This is a genomic window from Micromonospora sp. WMMD961 (assembly GCF_029626145.1).
Classification (GTDB): domain Bacteria; phylum Actinomycetota; class Actinomycetes; order Mycobacteriales; family Micromonosporaceae; genus Micromonospora.
In genome coordinates, this window is the sequence record NZ_JARUBJ010000002.1 from 1,031,068 (window position 1) to 1,049,680 (window position 18,613).

Here is an 18,613-nt window from a genome sequence, read left to right on the forward strand (position 1 = left end):
ACGGGATGGCGTACAGCGTGCGCGTCAATAATTGAGGAATTCATGGTAGCGTGCTTTGCTATGTCGTTTCCCGATTGGGGGAATGTGCCGGCATGGCTAGGAGCCGGCTCGCTACTCCTCGCCTTCCGCGTCTTTCTGCGTGATCGTTCAACTCGTGATCGCGAACAGATCGATCAGCTTGGAGTTTGGTCAGAGGGCAGCGTCGAGGAGTCATCGCCTGGGTCGCCCATCCTTGATGTGTGGGTCACATGGTACGTGCGTAACAACAGCTCCTTGCCGCTAACCGTAATTGAGCTTACGCATACGACGAAAGTGCGCTGGTTGTTGCCCACCAATTGGAGCACGCAAACGGCAAGCGGAAAACCTGGCGTCATCGCTTATCGACCAATTAATCCAACTGTAGTTAGCCGAAATTTCTACCACGACGTTGGTCAAATTCCACCAGATACGACAAAGGAATTGCAGAAAGCGCATGTTGGCGTCACCGGCCTGTCGCTCGCGGGCGCTTTCGTCGATAGGCGAGACCCTGTTTTCTGTACTTCAATAGTGCTCCTTGCCGTAGATAATGCGGGGCGAAGGTGGGAGTTGCGACCTGGTTACGGAGGGCAAGCTAGGCGCGTTAGGTGGTTCAACCTCGCCCGGCGTAGGCGCTATCCGATTGATTGGAGAGGACCGCTATTCCGTAGGCGAATGCGCAAAGCAATCGCTAGGAGCATCAAGGAAACCGAAGCCCAGCGAGCGGAGATATATGGTGAAGGCGCTTGGGGATTCCAGCAGCGCTCAGCTCAGGTGCCCAGGGACCGAGACGCTCAGAGCCGTAACGTGGGTGACTAACTGAGTGACGACGGGTACGAGCGGCGGCGGACGTCCACGGACCATGACGGAAGGTCTCCGCAGGTAGCCGCCTAGGTTCACCAAGGTCAGCGAGCCGTGTTGATTACCTGGGGGTCAAGGGGTCGCGGGGTTGACATCCATAGGAGCATCGGGATGGCAAGCGCGTGGAGCCGTTCCAATTACGATATATGGTTCACGAAAACGCCCACTGGAATGGTCACGAAAAGGCTGGCCAGGATGCCGAGCCTACGAGTCCCTGAGGGTTGCGCCCCGTCCTGGGTGATTTCAAAGGGAGGAAAAAGCCAATCAGTCAGCCGGTTAGTTATGCCCGAGACTGCCGAGAGGAGAACAGCAATAGTCGGCAGCCATATGGTGGCACTCCAAATGGCAGGCTCCGGTTCGATCGCCAACATGATCGCGACCCACGGCACGTAGAAGTAGGAAATGCCGAGAAAGAATCGCCAAAACGGTCTTCTCATAAAGGACCATTTCGGCACGCCCTTCTCAATTTCATCGCAGATGCTTGCGAAAGCTGCACGCGTCCACCCAGCTGAAGGTGAAGTTACCTCCAGGTACACCGCCAAATCGGTGCCGAACGGTGAAGCACTCTTCGGCCCCAGTCGAAGGTACACGCCGTCGGTCACCCATTCCGACGATCTACGGTAGGTTTTACTTGGCGACTGGGAGTCATCAGCCAGGAAGCGGACGGACTGGGTCGAGCGGCGGTCCATCTCGGCGGTAACGCTCGGAATTTTGCCAAACACTTCCTCGTATTTGTCAATAACAGTTAGTTCGACAATGTCCTCGATCGGGACTTCTTCGAAGTCTTTTAGGTTGTCGCGCTTCACTTCATATTCGGAGATCTGCTTCAAGACCTCCCCGGGGGACGTTGGAGACACTTCGGAAATAAGTACGTCTAAGACCTTGCGTCGACGCAAATCTTTTGCCTTCAGATTCAGGCCGCCATCTGGATCCGCCTCGAACTCTCGGATAACCCTAGCGACTTCTTCATCGAAGCTGTTCAGTGTGGCGACGAGATCGGTCTTCCTCTGCTCGACAAGTTCGCGTCGACGCTGATCTGCGACCCCGAGAACGACTCGGCCCAACGCCTGCAACGCGGACATATCGCCCGCCCAGCAAGTCCAAGTTCTCTTTCTTGACATGGTGCGAGCGTTCATCCGGGAAGGTCATCCTCTCGCGATGGATCCTAGATCGATCGCTAACCCTACGACGTTGGTGAGACGATTTCGTCCTCCAGTCGGCCGGCGCGCCGCCAGTGGTCGCCGAACGACCAACTGAGTGGCGATAGGTACAGGCAGCGCCGGACATCCAGGGACCCACGTGGATCGCTCGGACAGGTCGGCATGAGTGCTGCTGCAGATGGTCCGGGGCTGATGCTTCCTTCGGGACGGAGAGGTCACCGTGGCACGGGTCGGTATCGGATCTCGTAGATCACGGAATCAGGCTCGTTACGTGGAGCGCCTGGTTGCCTGACGTAGGCCAGCACCTCGACGCGCTCTTTGAGGAAGTTGAGCTGACTCTCGTAGACGGCCGCGAGGAGCACGGACATTTCTTGCTCGTCCTGGGGCGGCTCGCAGGGTGGGTAGGTCAGGTAGGCCTCTTGGACGAGAACCATGGCTCGCCCCGTCAGTGGGAACTCGCCCAGCTCGACAGTCGATCGAGTTAGCCAACCATCCGGCACTGCACCGCCTCCCTGGCGCGTATCGGCTCGGGTGTCAGACCGCTGGGAGCGTATGGTCGGCGTGAGAGGGAGCGCAAGCTGCACTGAGATCGCCCCTGCCACGGCATCAAGCTAGATCCGGAACATGTGCGGAATGATCAAGCATGTCACTACCGAGATGTTCGGTGAACGCCCTGCTGGGACACCGGATGCGCCGGTGGACGCTAAACCGTTCCTAAACCGTGTGTCGCAGGTTCGAATCCTGCCGGGGGCACCAGGTCACACCCTTGAGCACCGATCACTGATCCGCCTTCCGGGGCCTACGTGCCCGATGTCCGCCCGATCGCCTCGCCAGCTTCGGGTTGCTCGCGTCAAGGCGACCGGCAAGCGGGCCGCGCCGGACCGGCCCCGGTCTGCTGGCGACCACCGTACGGTCGGTGCCCGCCGCGGACGCCGTCGAAGTAGTCGCTGCCGTAGCCGGGGTGGACGCCGCCGTAGCGACGGACCTCGTCGATCGATGGCCAGTCCATCGCCACGTGGTTGTCCGTGATGCGGACGTCGCTCGTGCGCGGCACGTCGTCGAAGACCACGATGCCGTTGACCCGCACGCTGTGCACCCGGACGCCGTCCACCACCATCGCGGTGGAGGAGGAGATGTGCGCGGAACGTTGTCGGGCCCGCGGCGGAACGGATCACCAGTGGTATGCCAGGTGCACTGCCAGCGCGGCGACCGAGGTGACGAAGAAGACCGCCCATCCCAGGAGGTTGCGGGAGCCGACGCGCAGATGTGCGACGAGCGCGCCGACGAAGTACAGCACGAGTCCGGCGGCGGCGAGCGTTCCCAGCAGTGGCACGGCGAACCCGGCCAGCAGCCCGAGGGAGCCGGCGGCCAGCGCCGTGCCCAACCGCGGTAACCACGAGTACGGCACCCGCTTCATGTCCGCCTGGGCCTTCGGATAGTCGTGGCCGATCAGGTACGTGACGGCGGCGATGCCGGTGAAGACGGAGGCGAGGATGGTGACCGTGACGTATGCGGCGAACATGTGCCCTCCCTTGTGGCTGTCTGCCTCAAGGACGGGGTGGGGCTGCCCCGGTGTGACGTGCAACGCTGTGACCTGCGGCACGGGGTGGGCTGCGGGAGACCTGCAGCTCACGCTCGACCGGTTGACGCCGAGGACGTGCCGACGGGTCAGAGCAACTCGTACATCTCCTCGGAGGCGGCCCCGGTCTCGCCGGCCGGCGGTGCCCCACGGTGACGGGCTTGCCGAAGTCGCTCATGCGCATGTCGGTGACGAGGTCACCCAGCGTCTTCGTGGGAGAGCGCGGTGAGGCGGCCGTCGGCGACGAGGGTCGCGGCGAGGGCAATCGAGAGGGCTGGGATCAGTCGACGCATAGACTCTGACGGGCGACCGCTAGCCGATCTCTTCAGCGGCAGCCACCGTGCGGCAGGCCAGGGCGGCGGGTGTGGGGATCAGGCCGACGTCAACTGCTCGGCTCGGCTGAGCACATGGTCGACGAGGCCGTACTCCCGTGCCTGCTCGGCGGTGAACCACCGGTCCCGGTCCCAGTCGCGCTGGATCTCGTCGAGCGTCCGTCCACTGTGCTGGGCGATCAATTCCTGCATCGTGCGTTTCACGTGCAGCATGTTCTCCGCCTGGATGGTGATGTCGGAGGCGGTGCCGCCCATCCCTCCGGAGGGCTGGTGCATCATGATCCGCGAGTGCGGCAGCGCGTACCGCTTGCCCGCCGCGCCGGCGCAGAGCAGGAACTGCCCCATCGAGCCGGCGAATCCGAGCGCGAGCGTGGCCACGTCGTTGCGGACGTAGCGCATCGTGTCGTAGACCGCCATCCCCGCGCTCACCGAGCCGCCCGGCGAGTTGATGTAGAGGTAGATGTCCGAGTCGGCGTCCTCGGCGGCGAGCAGCAGGATCTGCGCGCAGATCTGGTTGGCCGACTCCTCGGTCACCTCGGTGCCGAGGAAGACGATCCGCTCCCGCAGCAGCCGCTCGAACACTTGATCGCCAAAGGACGGCTGTCCGCCGTCCCGCATGGTCGCGTCGTACCAGATCATGTGTCGCAGCCCTCCACCGTGCCGGCGGGCGGTGGGGCCACCCGGGGAACCGGCTTCTCCAGCGTGCGCCCGGCGGCGGTCGCGGCCGAGGGATTCTGCCGGCGGCAGATCGGCCCAGGGCAGAACCCCGGCCTGCCTACGCCCGGGTCAGCCGCCGCTGGCCCGTCCGGGCCCGGCGGCAGGCCAGCATCTTGGAGGTACGCGGACCGGGGTGCGCGGCCGGTGCGGAGGCGATCAGTCGAACTCGCAGCCCCGCTCCTGAAATGGTCGACCCGATGGGGTCGGTTGGACCGCCGACGTGCAGGATCGGCCCGCCCAGCCGCAGCACCGGTCCGGCCGGCAGCCGTGCGGGGGCACCAGCGGCGGCCACGGGTGGCGTCGCCCCACCGCGCTGAAAGCCGATTCGGAGTGCGGGGCCGGTCTCGTTGCGTGGGGCGGGCACCTGCTCCAGCCGGCCCAGAGCGGCCCGGGGCGCGGCGGGGATGCGACGCTCGACCCGGCGCAGGTCGTCGCGGGCCGCTTCGAGCAGGTCGGAGAGTTGGATGCCGAGCGCCCGGCAGATCGCGGCGAGCACCTCCGAGGAGGCTTCCTTGCGGCCCCGTTCCACCTCGGACAGGTAGGGCACCGAAACCCCGGCGGCGGCGGCCACCTCCCGTAACGTGCGGCCCTGGCTCTGGCGCAGTCGGCGCAACACTCCGCCGATGACTCGTCGCAGCAACGACATGCCGGCCTCACTTTCGCGGTCGTCGTCGGGAACACCCTCATCATGCCTGTCCCCGGCCGTCCGAGCCGACCCATGCGGGCCCGCGCTGTTCCGTCCGGAGCAACCCGGACGTGCGATGCCCGGCGTACCCGCTATGTTGTGGGCGTGCAGGCGACGGCGGGGGAGCAGGTTCGACGGTGATCCATTTCCCCGCGCAGCGTCGGGGCCCACTGAGCGCGCTGAGCCTACGGCTCGCCGCCGCACTGGGCCTGGTCTTCGCCGTGGTCGCCGCTGTCTACCTGGGCCGGGACGGCTACCGCGATGTCAACGAGGACGGCCTCACCCTGCTCGACTGCTTCTACTACGCGGTCGTGTCGCTCTCGACCACCGGCTACGGCGACATCACGCCGGCCACGCCGTCGGCTCGGCTGGTCAACGTCCTCTTCATCACGCCGGCCCGAGTGATCTTCCTGATCATCCTGGTCGGCACCACCCTGGAAGTCTTGACCGAGCAGTACCGGACCGGCCGTCGTCTGGCTCGGTGGAGGAGAGCGGTGAAGGACCACGTCATCATCTGCGGCTACGGCACCAAGGGGCGCAGCGCGGTCTCTGCCCTGATGGAGAACGGTCTGGACCGTTCTCGGATCGTGGTGGTGGAGCGCAGCGCCGCCGCGCTGCGGCAGGCCACCTCCGCCGGGCTGGTGGCCATCGAGGGTTCGGCGACCCGCTCGTCGGTGTTGAACGAGGCACACGTCAAGAGCGCCAAGGCCGTGATCATCGCGACCGACAGCGACGATGCCTCGGTCCTGGTCGCGTTGACGGTCCGGCAGCTCACCGCAGGCCAGGTCCGGATCATCGCGGCGGCGCGGGAGGCGGAAAACGCCCCGCTGCTCAAGCAGAGCGGCGCCCACCACGTGATCGTCTCCTCGGCGACCGCGGGCCGGCTGCTCGGCCTGTCCACCTCGGCTCCGCCGCTGATCGACGTGGTGGAGGACCTGCTCACTCCGGGGCAGGGCATGGCGCTGGCGATGCGCTCGGCGGAGCGGGACGAGGTGGGCCGCTCGCCGCGTGAGCTGGACTCACTGGTGATCGCCCTGGTGCGGCGGGGCAAGGTGGTCACCCTGGCCGACCGGGCCGGCGCGGTGATCGAGACCGGCGACATGCTGGTGCACGTACGCGACGACCGCCCCCAGTCGGCCACGACCGCCTGACGGTTCCACCGCGTGTGACCTGACCGCTCTGCCGCCACGGTGGCCTCGGCGGCCGGTCGTCAGAGTGGGTCGTCCCCGGCGCAGATCGCCTCGGTGCAGTTGACCGCGGCGCCGGAGGAGGCCCGGCTCAGCAGCTCGTAGAGCGTCTCCCGCTCGGCGGGATCCAGGGCGCCCAGCACCTCGTCCTCCGCGCCGGCGAGGGCACATTCGGCCTCGCTGAGGCGTTTCGCCCCATCTTCGGTGAGCTCGACGACGTGACGGCGGCGATCCTCGGGGGAGCGCCGACGCTCGATCAGCTGCTTCGCCTCCAGGTCGTTGAGCAGCCCGACGATGTTGGTGCTGTCCATCTCCAGGATGGTGGCGAGCGCCTGTTGGCCGGTGCCGCCGCCGGCGCGCAGCACGGTGAGCGCGACCAGATGCCGGGGTCGCAGGCCCAGCGGTGCCAGCACCGACTCCGACCGCAGCCGCATCCGCCGGGCCAGATGGTCCAGCAGGGCGCCCGAGCGGTGCTCTGCGGAGTCGAGCGGCTGCGCGGACATGTGACCCAGTCTACCGAGTCCGCGGAACATCTCCCTGCTATAAATAGTTGGTGCTGCACAGATGATCCCTGGAGGAGGAATAATGCACCTGCTACATATTGACTCGAGCATCCGCGGTGACTGGTCGGTCAGCCGACGCCTCACCGCCCGCGCGGTGGACGCCTGGCGTGCGGCCCATCCGGACGGCACCGTGGCCTATCGGGACCTGGGCGCCGAGCCGCTGCCGCACCTGGACGCGGACGGCGGCCTGGCTCGGATGACGCCACCGGACCAGCACACCCCGGCGCAGCGCGAATCCTGGGAGTTGAGCGAGCGGCTGGTCGACGAGGTGAAGCAGGCCGACGTGGTGCTCCTCGGGCTGCCGCTCTACAACTTCGGTGCGCCCAGCAGCGTCAAGTCCTGGGTCGACCACCTGATCGTTCCCGGGCTGGCGTACGACCCGACGACGCAGGAGGGCATGCTCGGCGGTCGTGAGTTCGTGGTGCTGGCCACCCGGGGCGGAGGCTACGGCGAGGGCACCCCGCGCTACGGCTGGGACCACGCCGAGCCGTGGCTGCCGCACGGTCTCTCGATGACCGGCATGCAGCCGCGCTTCATCAGCGCCGAGTTGACCCTGGCACCGTCGGTGCCGGCGATGGCCGAGCTGGTCCCGCTGCACGAGGCGAGCCTCGCGGCGGCCGAGAAGGAGATCGACAACCTCTGGACGCCGGCCTCCGCCCAGCGTTGAGCCAGCGCCGGTACGAACGAGAGCGGCCGCCCCCGATCCCGGGGACGGCCGCTCTCGTCAGATCCGACGGATCAGAGGATCGTCCAGGTGTCGCCGCTGCCGAGCAGACCGGCAAGCTGCTGCTCGGGCGTCTCGGTGACCGTCGCCTTGGCCGCCGCGAGCTGCCCCTGCACCACGCTGTCGTAGGACGGCCGAGCCACCGAGCGGAACACCCCGATCGGGGTGTTGCGCAGGTCCAGGCCGGGCAACCGGGACAGCGCGAACGCGTACGCCGGGTCGCTGACCGTCGCGTCGTGCACGACGACCTCCTCCGGCCGGACCGTGCCGGTCTCCCGGACCTCCAGGCCGAAGCCGCCGGGCGGGTGCACCACGCAGAACTGGCCGTCGGCACCGAAGGTGATGGGCTGGCCGTGCTCCAGGCGGATCAGGTAGTCGTCCCGGGTGGACGGGTCCTTGAGCTGCTCGAACGCCCCGTCGTTGAAGATGTTGCAGTTTTGGTAGATCTCCACGAACGCCGAACCCTCGTGCTCGGCGGCGGCCCGCAGCACCGACTGCAGGTGCTTGCGGTCGGAGTCGATGGTCCGGCCGACGAAGCTGGCCTCCGCGCCGAGCGCGAGCGAGAGCGGGTTGAACGGGGCGTCCGCCGAGCCAGCCGGGGTCGACTTGGTGATCTTGCCGACCTCGGAGGTGGGCGAGTACTGACCCTTGGTCAGGCCGTAGATCCGGTTGTTGAACAGCAGGATCTTGAGGTTGACGTTGCGCCGCAGGGCGTGGATCAGGTGGTTGCCACCGATGGAGAGCGCGTCGCCGTCACCGGTGACGACCCAGACCGACAGGTCCGGCCGGGACACCGACAGGCCGGTCGCGATCGCCGGGGCCCGCCCGTGGATCGAGTGCATCCCGTACGTGTTCATGTAGTACGGGAAGCGGGACGAGCAACCGATCCCGGAGACGAAGACGGTGCGCTCCCGGGGGATGTTCAGCTCCGGCATGAACTGCTGGATGGCCGCCAGGATCGCGTAGTCACCGCAGCCGGGGCACCAGCGCACCTCCTGGTCGGACTTGAAGTCCTTGGCGGTGAGCTTGAGGGCGACGGGCTCAGACATTCTTCAGGACCTCTTCCAGCGTCGTCTCCAGCTCGGCGGCCGTGAACGGAAGACCGCGGACCTGGTTGTAGCTGATCGCGTCGACCAGGTAGCGGGCCCGGATGACGTGGGCGAGCTGACCCAGGTTCATCTCCGGGATGACCACCCTGTCGTACGAGCGCAGCACCTCACCGAGGTTGGCCGGCATCGGGGCCAGGTGCCGCAGGTGCGCCTGGGCGACGGACAGCCCCCGCTGGCGCAGTCCACGGCAGGCGGCGCCGATCGGCCCGTACGTCGAGCCCCAGCCGAGGACCAGCACCCGGGCGTCGCCGTCCGGGTCCTCCACCTCGATGTCCGGCACCGGGATCGTCTCGATCCGGGCGGCCCGGGTCCGCACCATGAAGTCGTGGTTGGCCGGGTCGTAGGAGATGTCACCGGTCTTGTCGGCCTTCTCCAGGCCGCCGATCCGGTGCTCCAGCCCCGCGGTGCCGGGGATGGCCCACGGGCGGGCCAGGGTCTCCGGGTCGCGCAGGTAGGGCAGGAAGGTGGTGCCGTCCTCACCGTTGGGCTTGGTGGCGAAGTCGACCCGTAGGTCGGGAAGCGACTCCACGTCGGGCAGCAGCCACGGCTCCGAGCCGTTGGCGACGTAGTTGTCGGACAGCAGGATCACCGGCGTGCGGTAGGTCAGCGCGATCCGGGCCGCCTCCAGCGCCGCGAAGAAGCAGTCCGACGGTGAGCGGGGCGCGATGACCGCGACCGGTGCCTCTCCGTGCCGACCGAAGAGCGCCATGTTGAGGTCGGCCTGCTCGGTCTTGGTCGGCATGCCGGTCGACGGGCCGGCGCGCTGCACGTCCACGATCACCAGCGGCAGCTCCAGCGCGACGGCCAGCGAGATCGTCTCGCTCTTGAGCGCCACGCCGGGACCACTGGTGGTGGTCACCCCGAGCGAACCCCCGTACGACGCGCCCAGCGCGGCACCGACGGCGGCGATCTCGTCCTCGGCCTGCACGGTGAGAACGCCGAAACGCTTGTGCTTGCTCAGCTCGTGCAGGATGTCCGAGGCGGGCGTGATCGGGTACGCGCCGAGGAAGACCGGCAGCCCGGAACGGACGCCGGCGGCGACCAGCCCCAGCGACAGCGCCGCGTTGCCGGTGATGTTGCGGTAGGTGCCCGGCTTCATCTTCGCCGGCTTGACCTCGTAGCGGACCGCGAAGTCCTCGGTGGTCTCGCCGAAGTTCCAGCCGGCCTTGAAGGCGGCCACGTTCGCCGCGACCAGCTCCGGGCGCGACGCGAACTTGCGCTCCAGGAAGCGCAGCGTCGACTCGTAGGGCCGGGAGTACATCCAGGAGAGCAGCCCGAGGGCGAACATGTTCTTCGACCGCTCGGCGTCCTTCTTGGACACCTGGAACGCGGCGAGCGCACCGACCGTCATCGACGTCAGCGCGACCGGGTGCACGACGTAGCCGGCCAGCGACTCGTCGTCCAGCGGGCTGGCCTGGTAGCCGACCTTGGCGAGGTTGCGCTTGGTGAACTCGTCGGTGTTGACGATGATGTCCGCGCCGCGCGGCAGGTCGGCCAGGTTGGCCTTGAGGGCCGCCGGGTTCATCGCCACCAGCACGTTGGGCGCGTCGCCCGGGGTGAGGATGTCGTAGTCGGCGAAGTGCACCTGGAAGCTCGACACGCCGGGCAGGGTGCCGGCGGGGGCTCGGATCTCGGCGGGGAAGTTTGGCAGCGTGGAGATGTCGTTGCCGAGCTGCGCAGTCTCCGAGGTGAACCGGTCGCCGGTCAACTGCATGCCGTCGCCGGAGTCGCCGGCGAACCGGATGACCACCCGGTCGAGTTGACGGATCTGCTTGGTCACTGTGCCACCTTCGTTCGCGACTGCGGGGCTCTCGCCTTGCCCGGCCACGGAACCTCCTCGACGCAACGTCTCACCGCACCGCCCCAGGCTGGCCCGGCCGCTGTCGTACCTCACCTGAGAGCCTACGTCTAAGGGAGCCCTAACCATCCCCGGAGGTCCGCCGACTGGGACCCCTAAAGGCAGCGAATTGCCCCGTTTTGAGGGCTTGCGCCCCGGCCGCCGTAATTCAGATCACCACCGGGCCGCTTCCGCTGACCCCGCCGCGTGCGGCCGGGGCCATCCGTCGATCAGTCGACCGGCTCGGGCGCCGGCCCGGGCGCCGGGCCGTTGAGCCGGCGCCGCAGCGAGGTGGTGGCCAACGTGAGGGCGAGCACCACCAGCAGCGCGGAGACCGCGATCAGCAGGATCGCGGTGCGCCGCACCGAGGTCATCCCGCCGTCGTCGCCGGCAGCACCCCCGGGGAGTACGCCCTGGGAGCCGGTCGGCGCGGGCGGTGAGACCACCGGCGTGGCCAGAGCGGCCGCCGCGGTGATCCGGAAGCTCATCTGCACCTGGCGGGTCGCGCCGCTGCGCGGATCGAGTTGACCGATCACGGCCCCGGACAACGGTGCTTGCCGCTGGGCCTCCGGCGTCGCCTCCACGGGCAACCGCAGCTCAGCGGTCCTGCCCGCCGCCACCACGCCCGCGTCGCAGCGGGTCCGGGTCGGGTCGACCGCCACGCAGCCGGCCGGTGGAACCGGAACGGTAACCCCGGGCGGCAGGACTACCTCCACCCGTCCGGCGGCGTCCACCGAGCCGGTGTTGCCCAGCCGGACCGCGAGGATGCTGGCGGTGCCGCTGATGTCGAACGCCACCTCGTCGGCGGCGAGAGCGATCCCGGGCACCGGCGGACCGGGCGGGAAGAGCACCGCGAAGCCCTGGTCGTCGGACGCCTCCCCGGGCACTCCCGGCGCGTCGGCGACGACCTGGACGGAGCCGGCGAGCGGCATCTGCCGCCAGGCGTCGCCGTCGACCCGCAGGCGGAGCAGCGCACTGAAGCGCGCCCCCGCCTCGGCCGTCCAGGCCCCACAGAGGTACGTGTCGGCACCGGCGGCGGTGCAGCCCTTCGTGCCGGCGTCGGACAGACCGACCGGCAGCGTGTACGAGAGGCGGATCCGCTGCGTGGTCGTGCCGGTGTTGTGGACGGTGACCTGCAACGTGGTGGGCGTGCTCGCCGTGTTCCAGTACGCCTCGCCGAGGGTGATGTCCTGGGTGGTGACCTGGACGCCCAGTGGGCTCGGCGGTGTCACCGAACCGGAGGCGGGTGGGCGCACCGGCGGTGCCGGGGGTGTCGGCGGAACGGGAGGCGCCGCCGTCGGTTGCCCGCCCGGCGCGGGTGCGGTGGTGGTCGGCGCCGGCGGCACGTCCGGAGCGGTGGTCACCGGTGCCGGAGGGGTCGTCTCCGGCGCGGGAGCGGTGGTCTCCGGTGCCGGATCGCTCGGCAGCGGATCGGTCGGCTCCTCGGTCGGGGGCGGCTCCTCCGACGCGGTGGCCTCGGGTTCGCTGACCGGATCGGTGGCCACCACCACCGGATCCGTTTCCGGCGTCGCCGCGCTTGCCCAGGTCGGTCCCACGGCGAGCACCGCGAGCAGGCCGAGCGCGAGCGCGGTCGCCAGCCGGGGCGCGCAACGCCGCCCCTCGGCCCGGAGACCGGGCGATGCCTTCGGGCGGGCCATCTGTCCTCCGGTGCCATGGGTGGGGGTCCAGTATTCGGTAACAGTTGCCCTGGTGCACTAGTCCCGCCTGGAAACAAATTCGTAACGTGTTCGGGACGGCGCTTCCGGCCGGACGGTAGGCTCCCGGACTGTGACCGGATACCTGGGCTCGTACGCGACGCTCGGGCTCTTGCTGCTCGCCAGCGTCCTGTTCTTCGTTACGGCGTTCTCGGCCAACCGGGTGTTACGCCCGGCCCGTCCGGCCGATCCGCCCGGCAAGCGGGCCAGCTACGAGTGCGGGCTCGACCCGGTCGGTGCGGACTGGGCGCAGATGCAGATCCGCTACTACGTCTACGCGTACCTGTACGTGCTGTTCGCGGTCGAGGCGGTGTTCCTCTTCCCGTGGGCGGTGGTCTTCGACCGGCCGGGCTTCGGTCTGGTGACGGTGGTGGAGATGGCGGTGTTCGTGGCGGTGCTCGCGCTCGGCATCCTCTACGCGTGGCGCAGGAACATCCTGCGCTGGACCTGAGCGTCGCGACCTCCGGCGATCGTGCCGGTCGACCCGGCCGTTCGCGGTCGGTTACGGCGACGACCGGTCAGGCAAGGCCCCGACGAGTCGCTGCCGGCCGGCGGTCACCCCGGATCGAGGCCACCATGTCCAGCACCCGACGGGTCGGGCCGACCTGGTGGGCCCGGAAGACCCGAGCGCCCAGCCAGGCCGACACCGCCGTCGCGGCGAGCGTCCCCTCCAGGCGTTCGGCTACCGGCAGGTCCAGCGTCTCCCCGACGAAGTCCTTGTTGGAGAGCGCCACCAGCACCGGCCAGCCGGTCGTGGTCAGCTCGTCCAGTCGACGGGTGATCTCCAGGGAGTGCCGGGTGTTCTTGCCGAAGTCGTGTGCCGGGTCGATCAGGATTCCGTCGGGGCGTACCCCCTCCGCGACCGCTCGTTCGGCGAGCCCGGTCACCGTCGCGACCACGTCGGCGACCACGTCGTCGAAGGCGGCCCGGTGCGGTCTGGTCCGGGGGACCAGGCCGCCGGCGTGCGCGCAGACCAGCCCCGCGCCGGTCTGCGCGGCCACCCGGGCCAGCGCCGGGTCGGCACCCGACCAGGTGTCGTTGAGCAGGTCGGCGCCGGCGGCCACGGCCTCCGTCGCCACCTCGGCTCGCCAGGTGTCGATGGAGATCACCACCTCCGGAAACGCGGCCCGGACCGCGGCGATCGTGTCCACCGTGCGCCGGATCTCCTCGGCGACGTCCACGTCCAGGCCCGGACCGGCCTTGACGCCGCCGATGTCGATGATGGCCGCGCCCTCGCGCACCGCCCGCTCGACCGCGCGCAGCGCGTTGTCGGCGGCGAAGGTGGCGCCTCGGTCGAAGAACGAGTCCGGCGTGCGGTTGATGATGGCCATGACCACCAGCTCACCGGGGGCGAACGTGCGCCCACCCAGCCGAAGCGCCCCCGCCATGCCCGCCTCCTGAGAGTCCGCGCCGTCGCCGCGGCGGCCGAACCCGACGCTAGTCGGTCGTCGGAGCGGAACTGTGGGCGGGCGTCCGCACCGATCATGATCGGTGCGGGTGGCGGGGTCGCTCCCGGCTCGCTGCCATGCCACGATCAGTACATGGGTCAGCTTCTGCTCCTCCTGGTCGTGGCATTGACCGTCGCGGCGGTGGTTTTCGGCGTGACGGTGCTGGTCAGCGGTCGTGATCCCGGCCTGGTGGCCGCCGAGCCGGATTCGCAGGCCGTGGCGTTGCCCGGCACCCGACCGCTACGCGAATCCGACGTGGGGGCGGTCCGTTTCGACACCGGGTTGCGCGGGTACCGGATGGCTCAGGTCGATCAGGCGATGCGTCGCGCCGCCTACGACATCGGCTACAAGTCGGAGCTGATCGGCGTGCTGGAAGCGGAGGTCACCGCGTTGCGTGAGGGGCGCACCGAAGACGCGGACGCGCTGCGACAGGCCCGCGAACAGTCCGCCAGCAAGGTGACGACTGAAGACGCGGCGAAGCCGGGCGGGGATGTGCCGCTGGACGGGGACGCCGGCTCCGGCTCGGCGCCCGTCGGCTCGGCCGGCGCGGCAGAGCTGCCCTCCGCCACCTCGTCCCCGACGGATTCGGACGGGGTCGCGCCGGCCGTGGCGCCGACCGGCGACGAGCCGGCAGACGGCGAGCAGACCGAAGGCGCCGGGCAGCGCGACACGGTGGTCCGGTCGGAGACGGCGTGACCGACCCCGGAGGCGTCGACGATCTTCGGGAGGCGGCCCAACCCGGTGCCGGTGAGGTGACCGCCACGGTGATCGTCGACGCCCCGGCGGCACAGGTCTTCGCCGCGCTGCTCGCCTGGGAACGTCAGTCCGACTGGATCCCGTTCACCCGGGTGCGGGTGGTCGAGGGCGACGGGCGCGAGGGCAGCCGGATCGAGGCGGTGACCGCGCTCGGTCGGGCCACGCTGCGCGACGAGATGCGGGTGGTCCGGGTCGACGAACCGTACGAGATCGGCGTGGTGCACCACGGTCAGTTGCTGCGTGGCCCGGGGGTGCTCCGCTGCACCCAGCTGGGTCGGGCCCGCACCCAGGTGGTCTGGCACGAGTGGTTCCACCTGCCGGGCGGTCGGGCCGGTCGGGTGGCCTGGCCGTTGCTCTGGCCCGGCTCCAAGATCGGCCTCACCCAGGCGCTGAAGAGGTTCGCCCGTCTGGTCGAGCAGGGCCGGCTGCCCTGACCACACCCGGTGCCGGCTGCCAGCCCGGCGCTCGGAAGAGGTACCCCGCCCGATGGCGCCAGGTCACCGCGGCGCGCAGGTCCCGGGCGATCGAGGCGTACTCGTGGAAGGCCACCCGCACCGGGTTGTAGCTGCCCACGTTCTTGGTGAGGCCGTACACGCAGCGCTCCCGCTCCGGCGCGAACGAGCCGAAGAGTCGGTCCCAGACGATCAGGATGCCGCCGAAGTTGCGATCCAGGTAGCCGCCCTGCGAGGCGTGGTGCACCCGGTGGTGCGAGGGGGTGTTGAACACCGCCTCGTACCAGCGCGGCATCTTCTCGATGCGTTCGGTGTGGATCCAGAACTGGTAGAGCAGGTTGACCGACCCGCAGAACGCCACCACCGCCGGGTGCACGCCGGCCAGGATCAGCGGGATGTAGAAGACCCAACTGGTCAGCCCGGTCCACGGCTGGCGCAGTGCGGTGGAGAGGTTGAACCGCTCCGACGAGTGGTGCACCACGTGCGAGGCCCAGAGGATCCGGATCACGTGGTGGCCGCGGTGCGACCAGTAGTAGCAGAAGTCCTGCGCGAGCAGGATCAGCGGCCAGGTCCACCAGATCTCGGCCACCCGCAGCGGGGTGAGCGCGTAGAGCAGCGCGTACGCGGCGGCGATCGGCACCTTCCAGAGCAGGTCGGTGAAGACGCTGCCCAGACCCATCGCCAGGCTGGTCGCGGTGTCCGCGCCGCCGTAACCGACCTCGTCGTCGTCGCGGTGCAGCAGGTAGGAGACCCGTTCCAGCACGATGAGCAGCACGAAGGCCGGGATCGACCAGGCGATGACGTCCGGGAACTCCTTCATCGCGCGGCCTCCGCTCGCCGTCGCCGGCCGGGGCGCACCCCTGGGTGACCCCGACTTACCGGTCGGTAACAAGCACCATAGGCAGCCGAGCGGCAGGTGGCAATGGGGCGTCGGTGCGATGCCCTAGCGTGTACGAGGTGACGGACCTGGTGATCGGCGCCGACGGGCTGGCTCGCTGCGCGTGGGGGTCGAGCACCCCCGACTACGCGGTCTACCACGACACCGAGTGGGGGCGGCCGCTGCACGGCGACGACGCGCTCTACGAGCGGATGACGCTGGAGGCGTTCCAGTCCGGGTTGTCCTGGTTGACCATCCTGCGTAAGCGCCCGGCGTTCCGGCTGGCCTTCGACGAGTTCCACATCCCGACCGTCGCCGGATACGACGACTCCGACGTGACCCGGCTGCTCGCCGACGCCGGCATCGTCCGCAACCGGGCCAAGATCGAGGCGGCGATCGCCAACGCCCGTGCCGCGCTCGAGCTGCCGGAGGGGTTGTCAGCGCTGCTGTGGTCCTTCGCGCCGGAGCGCCGGCCGGCCCGTCCCGCCTCGTTCGCCGAGCTGGCGCCGATCACCGCCGAGTCGACGGCGATGGCCAAGGCCCTCAAGAAGCGCGGCTTCCGGTTCGTGGGGCCGACCACCGCGTACGCCCTGATGCAGGCCACCGGCATGGTCGACGATCACATCGTCGGCTGTCACGTCACCCTCCCCGCGGCGACATGATGGGATGGCAGGCATGACGACCGAGACCGCGTACCGGGCCGGCGGGTCCGGCCGAGCCGACCGGGTGGGCACCTGGGCCGTGCTGCTGCCCGCCGAGCGGTACGAAGCCGAGCGGCTCGTGCACCACGACACGTTGGAGTTGACCGGTCTGCCCGACGCCGTCCGACCGGGCCCGGGAGACCAGGTGGCGGTGCTGGTCGACGCGCCACCACGGCTGGTGGTGGCGCTCGGCCGGGTCAGCGCAGCGGGACGACGTCACCAGGAGGACCCGGACGACCCGCAGTCCGGGGTCGAGCCGGGGGCGCTGGTCGTGGCGTACACCCGTCGGGCCTTCGACGAGCCGGTGCCGGCCGACCTGCTGACGCTCGACGGGCCGGTCAGCGCACTGGAGCCGGCGGCCTTCCGGGCGCTGGCCGACCAGCTCGGCCCGCCGCCGGCTCGGCGCACCTGGCTGGTCAGCCTCGACCTGCCGATCGAGGCCGGCACGCCGGCCGAGGCGGTCCGGCTGTTCTGGTCCTACGTGCAGGAGCTCGGCCCGCGTGAGCTGCCCGCCTTCGTGTCACCGGCCGGCGACGAGCTGGCCATGCAGGCGTTCGTGCTGGGCGCGGAGGCCAACCAGGACCCGGAAGAGGACGACTAGGGCGTTTTTGGAAGTGTCGGCCGGCCAGCACGTCCAGAACGCGCCCTAGAAGAGCTTGTCCAGGCGGCCCTTCCAGTCGGCGAGGACCGGGCCCGGGTCGGTGTCCAGCACGCGTTCGAGCAACGTGGCGTAGACGTCCCGGAAGTCGGTGGTGTATTTCAGGTCGCCGTCGTCGAGGTCGGTGAGGCTGGGCGCGTCGCCGTGCCAACCGCCGCGCACACCCGCGCCGAGCAGCAGCACGTCCGAGGCGGTGCCGTGGTCGGTGCCGTCCGAGGCGTTGGCCTTGACCCGGCGGCCGAACTCGGAGTAGACCGCCACCACCACCTTCCGGCCCGCCTCGGTGCGACTCATCCGGTCGGCGAACCCGGTCAACGCCCGGTCCAGCTGACCCAGCAGGACGGCCTGCAACTGTTTCTCGTCGGCGTGCGTGTCGAAGCCACCGAGCGACACCGAGAAGGCCCGGGTGGACACTCCCGCCTCGACGCACTGCGCGACCAGGTCGAGCTGCGCGTCCAACGGCGTGCGTGCCCCACCGGTGGCCGTGGCGGGGGCCTGCTCGCCGTCCGGGTCGGCCGTGTCGGGGTCGGCGGAGTCGCGTACCTGGCGGATCATGTCGTCCACCGACCGTAGGTCGGCGAAGCAGGCGGCAGCCCGGGCCCGAGCGGCGGATTCACCCGGCTCGGCCGCTTCGAAAGCCTTCAGCGTCTCCGCCGACAGCCCCTTGGCGGCCTTGCGGTCGGTCACCGGCACTGCGGCACCGGCGCTCTGCGCCCCGGCCAACAGCGGTGGCAGCGCCGGCTCGAAGGAGACCGCCAGCCGGGGGTCGCCGCCGGCCCGGTCCAGCCAACGCCCCAGCCATCCGGTGTTGCCCGGCCGGTCCGGCTGGGCGGTGTGCCAGATGTCCATCGACCGGAAGTGGCTGCGGTCCGGCTTCGGGTAGCCGACCCCGCGCACGATCGCCAGCCCACCCTTCGACCAGCGTTGGTGCAGACCCTCCAGGGCCGGGTTGAGGCCGAAGCCGTCGTCCAGCCGGCGTACCTCGTTGTCCGGGTACGCCAGTTCGGGGCGTGCCGCCCGGTAGGCCGGGTCGCCGTACGGGATGACCGTGTTGAGCCCGTCGTTGCCGCCGTAGAGGGTCACCAGCACCAGCGTGCGAGCCTCCGGATCGCGGTCGCCGCTGGTGTCCAACAGGTCCCGCAGGGTGTACGCGCCGGCGCCGGCGGCCAGCGCGCCCGCGCCGACCACCCCGCTGGTCAGCAGGAACCTGCGTCGGGTCAGGGTGTCCATGTCGACT

General features: G+C 69.4%; 20 protein-coding genes. 7 read left to right on the forward strand and 13 right to left on the reverse strand.

Annotated elements, in window-relative coordinates; genetic code table 11:
- Positions 1-1,013 precede the first annotated feature (1,013 nt).
- The 6 genes from O7614_RS04995 to O7614_RS05020 form a co-directional block, all read right to left on the reverse strand.
- On the reverse strand, positions 1,014-2,012 hold the full coding sequence (locus O7614_RS04995) for a hypothetical protein (protein WP_278137318.1): 999 nt from the start codon (positions 2,010-2,012) through the stop codon (positions 1,014-1,016).
- Positions 2,013-2,251: 239 nt separating this feature from the next.
- Positions 2,252-2,470, reverse strand: coding sequence for a hypothetical protein (locus O7614_RS05000; protein WP_278137319.1), 219 nt, complete (start codon positions 2,468-2,470; stop codon positions 2,252-2,254).
- A 416-nt stretch (positions 2,471-2,886) separates the two neighbouring features.
- Positions 2,887-3,153, reverse strand: coding sequence for a hypothetical protein (locus tag O7614_RS05005; protein ID WP_278137320.1), 267 nt, complete (start codon positions 3,151-3,153; stop codon positions 2,887-2,889).
- Positions 3,154-3,207: 54 nt separating this feature from the next.
- Complete coding sequence (locus O7614_RS05010; protein WP_278137321.1) at positions 3,208-3,558, reverse strand: DoxX family protein; 351 nt, start codon at positions 3,556-3,558, stop codon at positions 3,208-3,210.
- A gap of 428 nt (positions 3,559-3,986) precedes the next feature.
- Complete coding sequence (locus O7614_RS05015) at positions 3,987-4,565, reverse strand: ATP-dependent Clp protease proteolytic subunit (RefSeq protein WP_278142147.1); 579 nt, start codon at positions 4,563-4,565, stop codon at positions 3,987-3,989.
- Positions 4,566-4,722: 157 nt separating this feature from the next.
- Entirely contained in the window at positions 4,723-5,310 is a 588-nt protein-coding gene (locus O7614_RS05020) for a helix-turn-helix transcriptional regulator (RefSeq protein ID WP_278137322.1), read from the reverse strand.
- Positions 5,311-5,486: 176 nt separating this feature from the next.
- Between O7614_RS05020 and O7614_RS05025 the strand changes: the two genes are divergently transcribed.
- On the forward strand, positions 5,487-6,500 hold the full coding sequence (locus O7614_RS05025; RefSeq protein WP_278137323.1) for a potassium channel family protein: 1,014 nt from the start codon (positions 5,487-5,489) through the stop codon (positions 6,498-6,500).
- Positions 6,501-6,559: 59 nt separating this feature from the next.
- Here O7614_RS05025 and O7614_RS05030 read toward each other — a convergent pair whose 3' ends face one another.
- Positions 6,560-7,039 (reverse strand): MarR family winged helix-turn-helix transcriptional regulator, encoded by a 480-nt coding sequence (locus O7614_RS05030; protein ID WP_278137324.1) that lies wholly within the window; start codon positions 7,037-7,039, stop codon positions 6,560-6,562.
- Between the two features lie 82 nt (positions 7,040-7,121).
- Here O7614_RS05030 and O7614_RS05035 point away from each other — a divergent pair, with 82 nt between their 5' ends.
- On the forward strand, positions 7,122-7,766 hold the full coding sequence (locus O7614_RS05035) for an NAD(P)H-dependent oxidoreductase (protein WP_278137325.1): 645 nt from the start codon (positions 7,122-7,124) through the stop codon (positions 7,764-7,766).
- Between the two features lie 71 nt (positions 7,767-7,837).
- On the opposite strand, the gene O7614_RS05040 is transcribed toward O7614_RS05035, so the two are convergent.
- The 3 genes from O7614_RS05040 to O7614_RS05050 all read right to left on the reverse strand — a co-directional run bounded on the left by O7614_RS05040 (position 7,838) and on the right by O7614_RS05050 (position 12,427).
- Entirely contained in the window at positions 7,838-8,872 is a 1,035-nt protein-coding gene (locus O7614_RS05040) for a 2-oxoacid:ferredoxin oxidoreductase subunit beta (protein WP_278137326.1), read from the reverse strand.
- Entirely contained in the window at positions 8,865-10,712 is a 1,848-nt protein-coding gene (locus O7614_RS05045; protein ID WP_278137327.1) for a 2-oxoacid:acceptor oxidoreductase subunit alpha, read from the reverse strand. Before O7614_RS05045 ends, O7614_RS05040 begins: the two co-directional genes overlap by 8 nt.
- Before the next feature lie 287 nt (positions 10,713-10,999).
- Positions 11,000-12,427 (reverse strand): hypothetical protein, encoded by a 1,428-nt coding sequence (locus tag O7614_RS05050; RefSeq protein WP_278137328.1) that lies wholly within the window; start codon positions 12,425-12,427, stop codon positions 11,000-11,002.
- 130 nt (positions 12,428-12,557) lie between these two features.
- Here O7614_RS05050 and ndhC point away from each other — a divergent pair, with 130 nt between their 5' ends.
- Positions 12,558-12,935 (forward strand): NADH-quinone oxidoreductase subunit A, encoded by a 378-nt coding sequence (gene ndhC / locus O7614_RS05055; protein ID WP_088986508.1) that lies wholly within the window; start codon positions 12,558-12,560, stop codon positions 12,933-12,935.
- 67 nt (positions 12,936-13,002) lie between these two features.
- Here the strand turns inward: ndhC and folP are convergent, their stop codons facing one another.
- Positions 13,003-13,872, reverse strand: coding sequence for a dihydropteroate synthase (folP, locus tag O7614_RS05060; protein ID WP_278137329.1), 870 nt, complete (start codon positions 13,870-13,872; stop codon positions 13,003-13,005).
- A gap of 153 nt (positions 13,873-14,025) precedes the next feature.
- On the opposite strand from folP, the gene O7614_RS05065 reads away from it, so the two are divergent.
- Positions 14,026-14,628 (forward strand): DivIVA domain-containing protein, encoded by a 603-nt coding sequence (locus O7614_RS05065; RefSeq protein ID WP_278137330.1) that lies wholly within the window; start codon positions 14,026-14,028, stop codon positions 14,626-14,628.
- Positions 14,625-15,122, forward strand: coding sequence for an SRPBCC family protein (locus O7614_RS05070; RefSeq protein WP_278137331.1), 498 nt, complete (start codon positions 14,625-14,627; stop codon positions 15,120-15,122). The genes O7614_RS05065 and O7614_RS05070 overlap by 4 nt, the downstream gene beginning before the upstream one ends.
- On the opposite strand, the gene O7614_RS05075 is transcribed toward O7614_RS05070, so the two are convergent.
- A complete protein-coding gene (locus O7614_RS05075; RefSeq protein WP_278137332.1) occupies positions 15,067-15,960 on the reverse strand; it encodes a sterol desaturase family protein in 894 nt (297 codons plus the stop codon). The genes O7614_RS05070 and O7614_RS05075 overlap by 56 nt on opposite strands.
- Positions 15,961-16,097: 137 nt before the next feature.
- Here O7614_RS05075 and O7614_RS05080 point away from each other — a divergent pair, with 137 nt between their 5' ends.
- Together O7614_RS05080 and O7614_RS05085 are read left to right on the forward strand one after the other, a co-directional pair.
- Positions 16,098-16,679: a DNA-3-methyladenine glycosylase I gene (locus tag O7614_RS05080; RefSeq protein WP_278137333.1), complete on the forward strand. Its 582-nt coding sequence runs from the start codon at positions 16,098-16,100 to the stop codon at positions 16,677-16,679.
- A gap of 13 nt (positions 16,680-16,692) precedes the next feature.
- Positions 16,693-17,319 carry a hypothetical protein gene (locus O7614_RS05085; protein ID WP_278137334.1) on the forward strand — a complete coding sequence of 209 codons (627 nt, stop codon included), beginning with the start codon at positions 16,693-16,695 and terminating at the stop codon, positions 17,317-17,319.
- Positions 17,320-17,364: 45 nt separating this feature from the next.
- Here the strand turns inward: O7614_RS05085 and O7614_RS05090 are convergent, their stop codons facing one another.
- Positions 17,365-18,606, reverse strand: a complete 1,242-nt coding sequence (locus tag O7614_RS05090; protein WP_278137335.1) for a DUF1501 domain-containing protein — start codon at positions 18,604-18,606, stop codon at positions 17,365-17,367.
- Positions 18,607-18,613 lie beyond the last annotated feature (7 nt).

Bases quoted from the DNA above. Each gene is read 5' to 3' on its own strand.
- O7614_RS05090 (WP_278137335.1), bottom strand. From the start codon at position 18,606: ATGGACACCCTGACCCGACGCAGGTTCCTGCTGACCAGCGGGGTGGTC.
- O7614_RS05075 (WP_278137332.1), bottom strand. From the start codon at position 15,960: ATGAAGGAGTTCCCGGACGTCATCGCCTGGTCGATCCCGGCCTTCGTG.
- O7614_RS05030 (WP_278137324.1), bottom strand. From the start codon at position 7,039: ATGTCCGCGCAGCCGCTCGACTCCGCAGAGCACCGCTCGGGCGCCCTG.
- folP (WP_278137329.1), bottom strand. From the start codon at position 13,872: ATGGCGGGGGCGCTTCGGCTGGGTGGGCGCACGTTCGCCCCCGGTGAG.
- O7614_RS05085 (WP_278137334.1), top strand. From the start codon at position 16,693: ATGACGACCGAGACCGCGTACCGGGCCGGCGGGTCCGGCCGAGCCGAC.
- O7614_RS05035 (WP_278137325.1), top strand. From the start codon at position 7,122: ATGCACCTGCTACATATTGACTCGAGCATCCGCGGTGACTGGTCGGTC.
- O7614_RS05005 (WP_278137320.1), bottom strand. From the start codon at position 3,153: ATGGTGGTGGACGGCGTCCGGGTGCACAGCGTGCGGGTCAACGGCATC.
- O7614_RS05010 (WP_278137321.1), bottom strand. From the start codon at position 3,558: ATGTTCGCCGCATACGTCACGGTCACCATCCTCGCCTCCGTCTTCACC.
- O7614_RS05015 (WP_278142147.1), bottom strand. From the start codon at position 4,565: ATGCGGGACGGCGGACAGCCGTCCTTTGGCGATCAAGTGTTCGAGCGG.
- O7614_RS05050 (WP_278137328.1), bottom strand. From the start codon at position 12,427: ATGGCCCGCCCGAAGGCATCGCCCGGTCTCCGGGCCGAGGGGCGGCGT.
- O7614_RS05040 (WP_278137326.1), bottom strand. From the start codon at position 8,872: ATGTCTGAGCCCGTCGCCCTCAAGCTCACCGCCAAGGACTTCAAGTCC.
- O7614_RS05020 (WP_278137322.1), bottom strand. From the start codon at position 5,310: ATGTCGTTGCTGCGACGAGTCATCGGCGGAGTGTTGCGCCGACTGCGC.
- O7614_RS05065 (WP_278137330.1), top strand. From the start codon at position 14,026: ATGGGTCAGCTTCTGCTCCTCCTGGTCGTGGCATTGACCGTCGCGGCG.
- O7614_RS04995 (WP_278137318.1), bottom strand. From the start codon at position 2,012: ATGAACGCTCGCACCATGTCAAGAAAGAGAACTTGGACTTGCTGGGCG.
- O7614_RS05000 (WP_278137319.1), bottom strand. From the start codon at position 2,470: ATGGTTCTCGTCCAAGAGGCCTACCTGACCTACCCACCCTGCGAGCCG.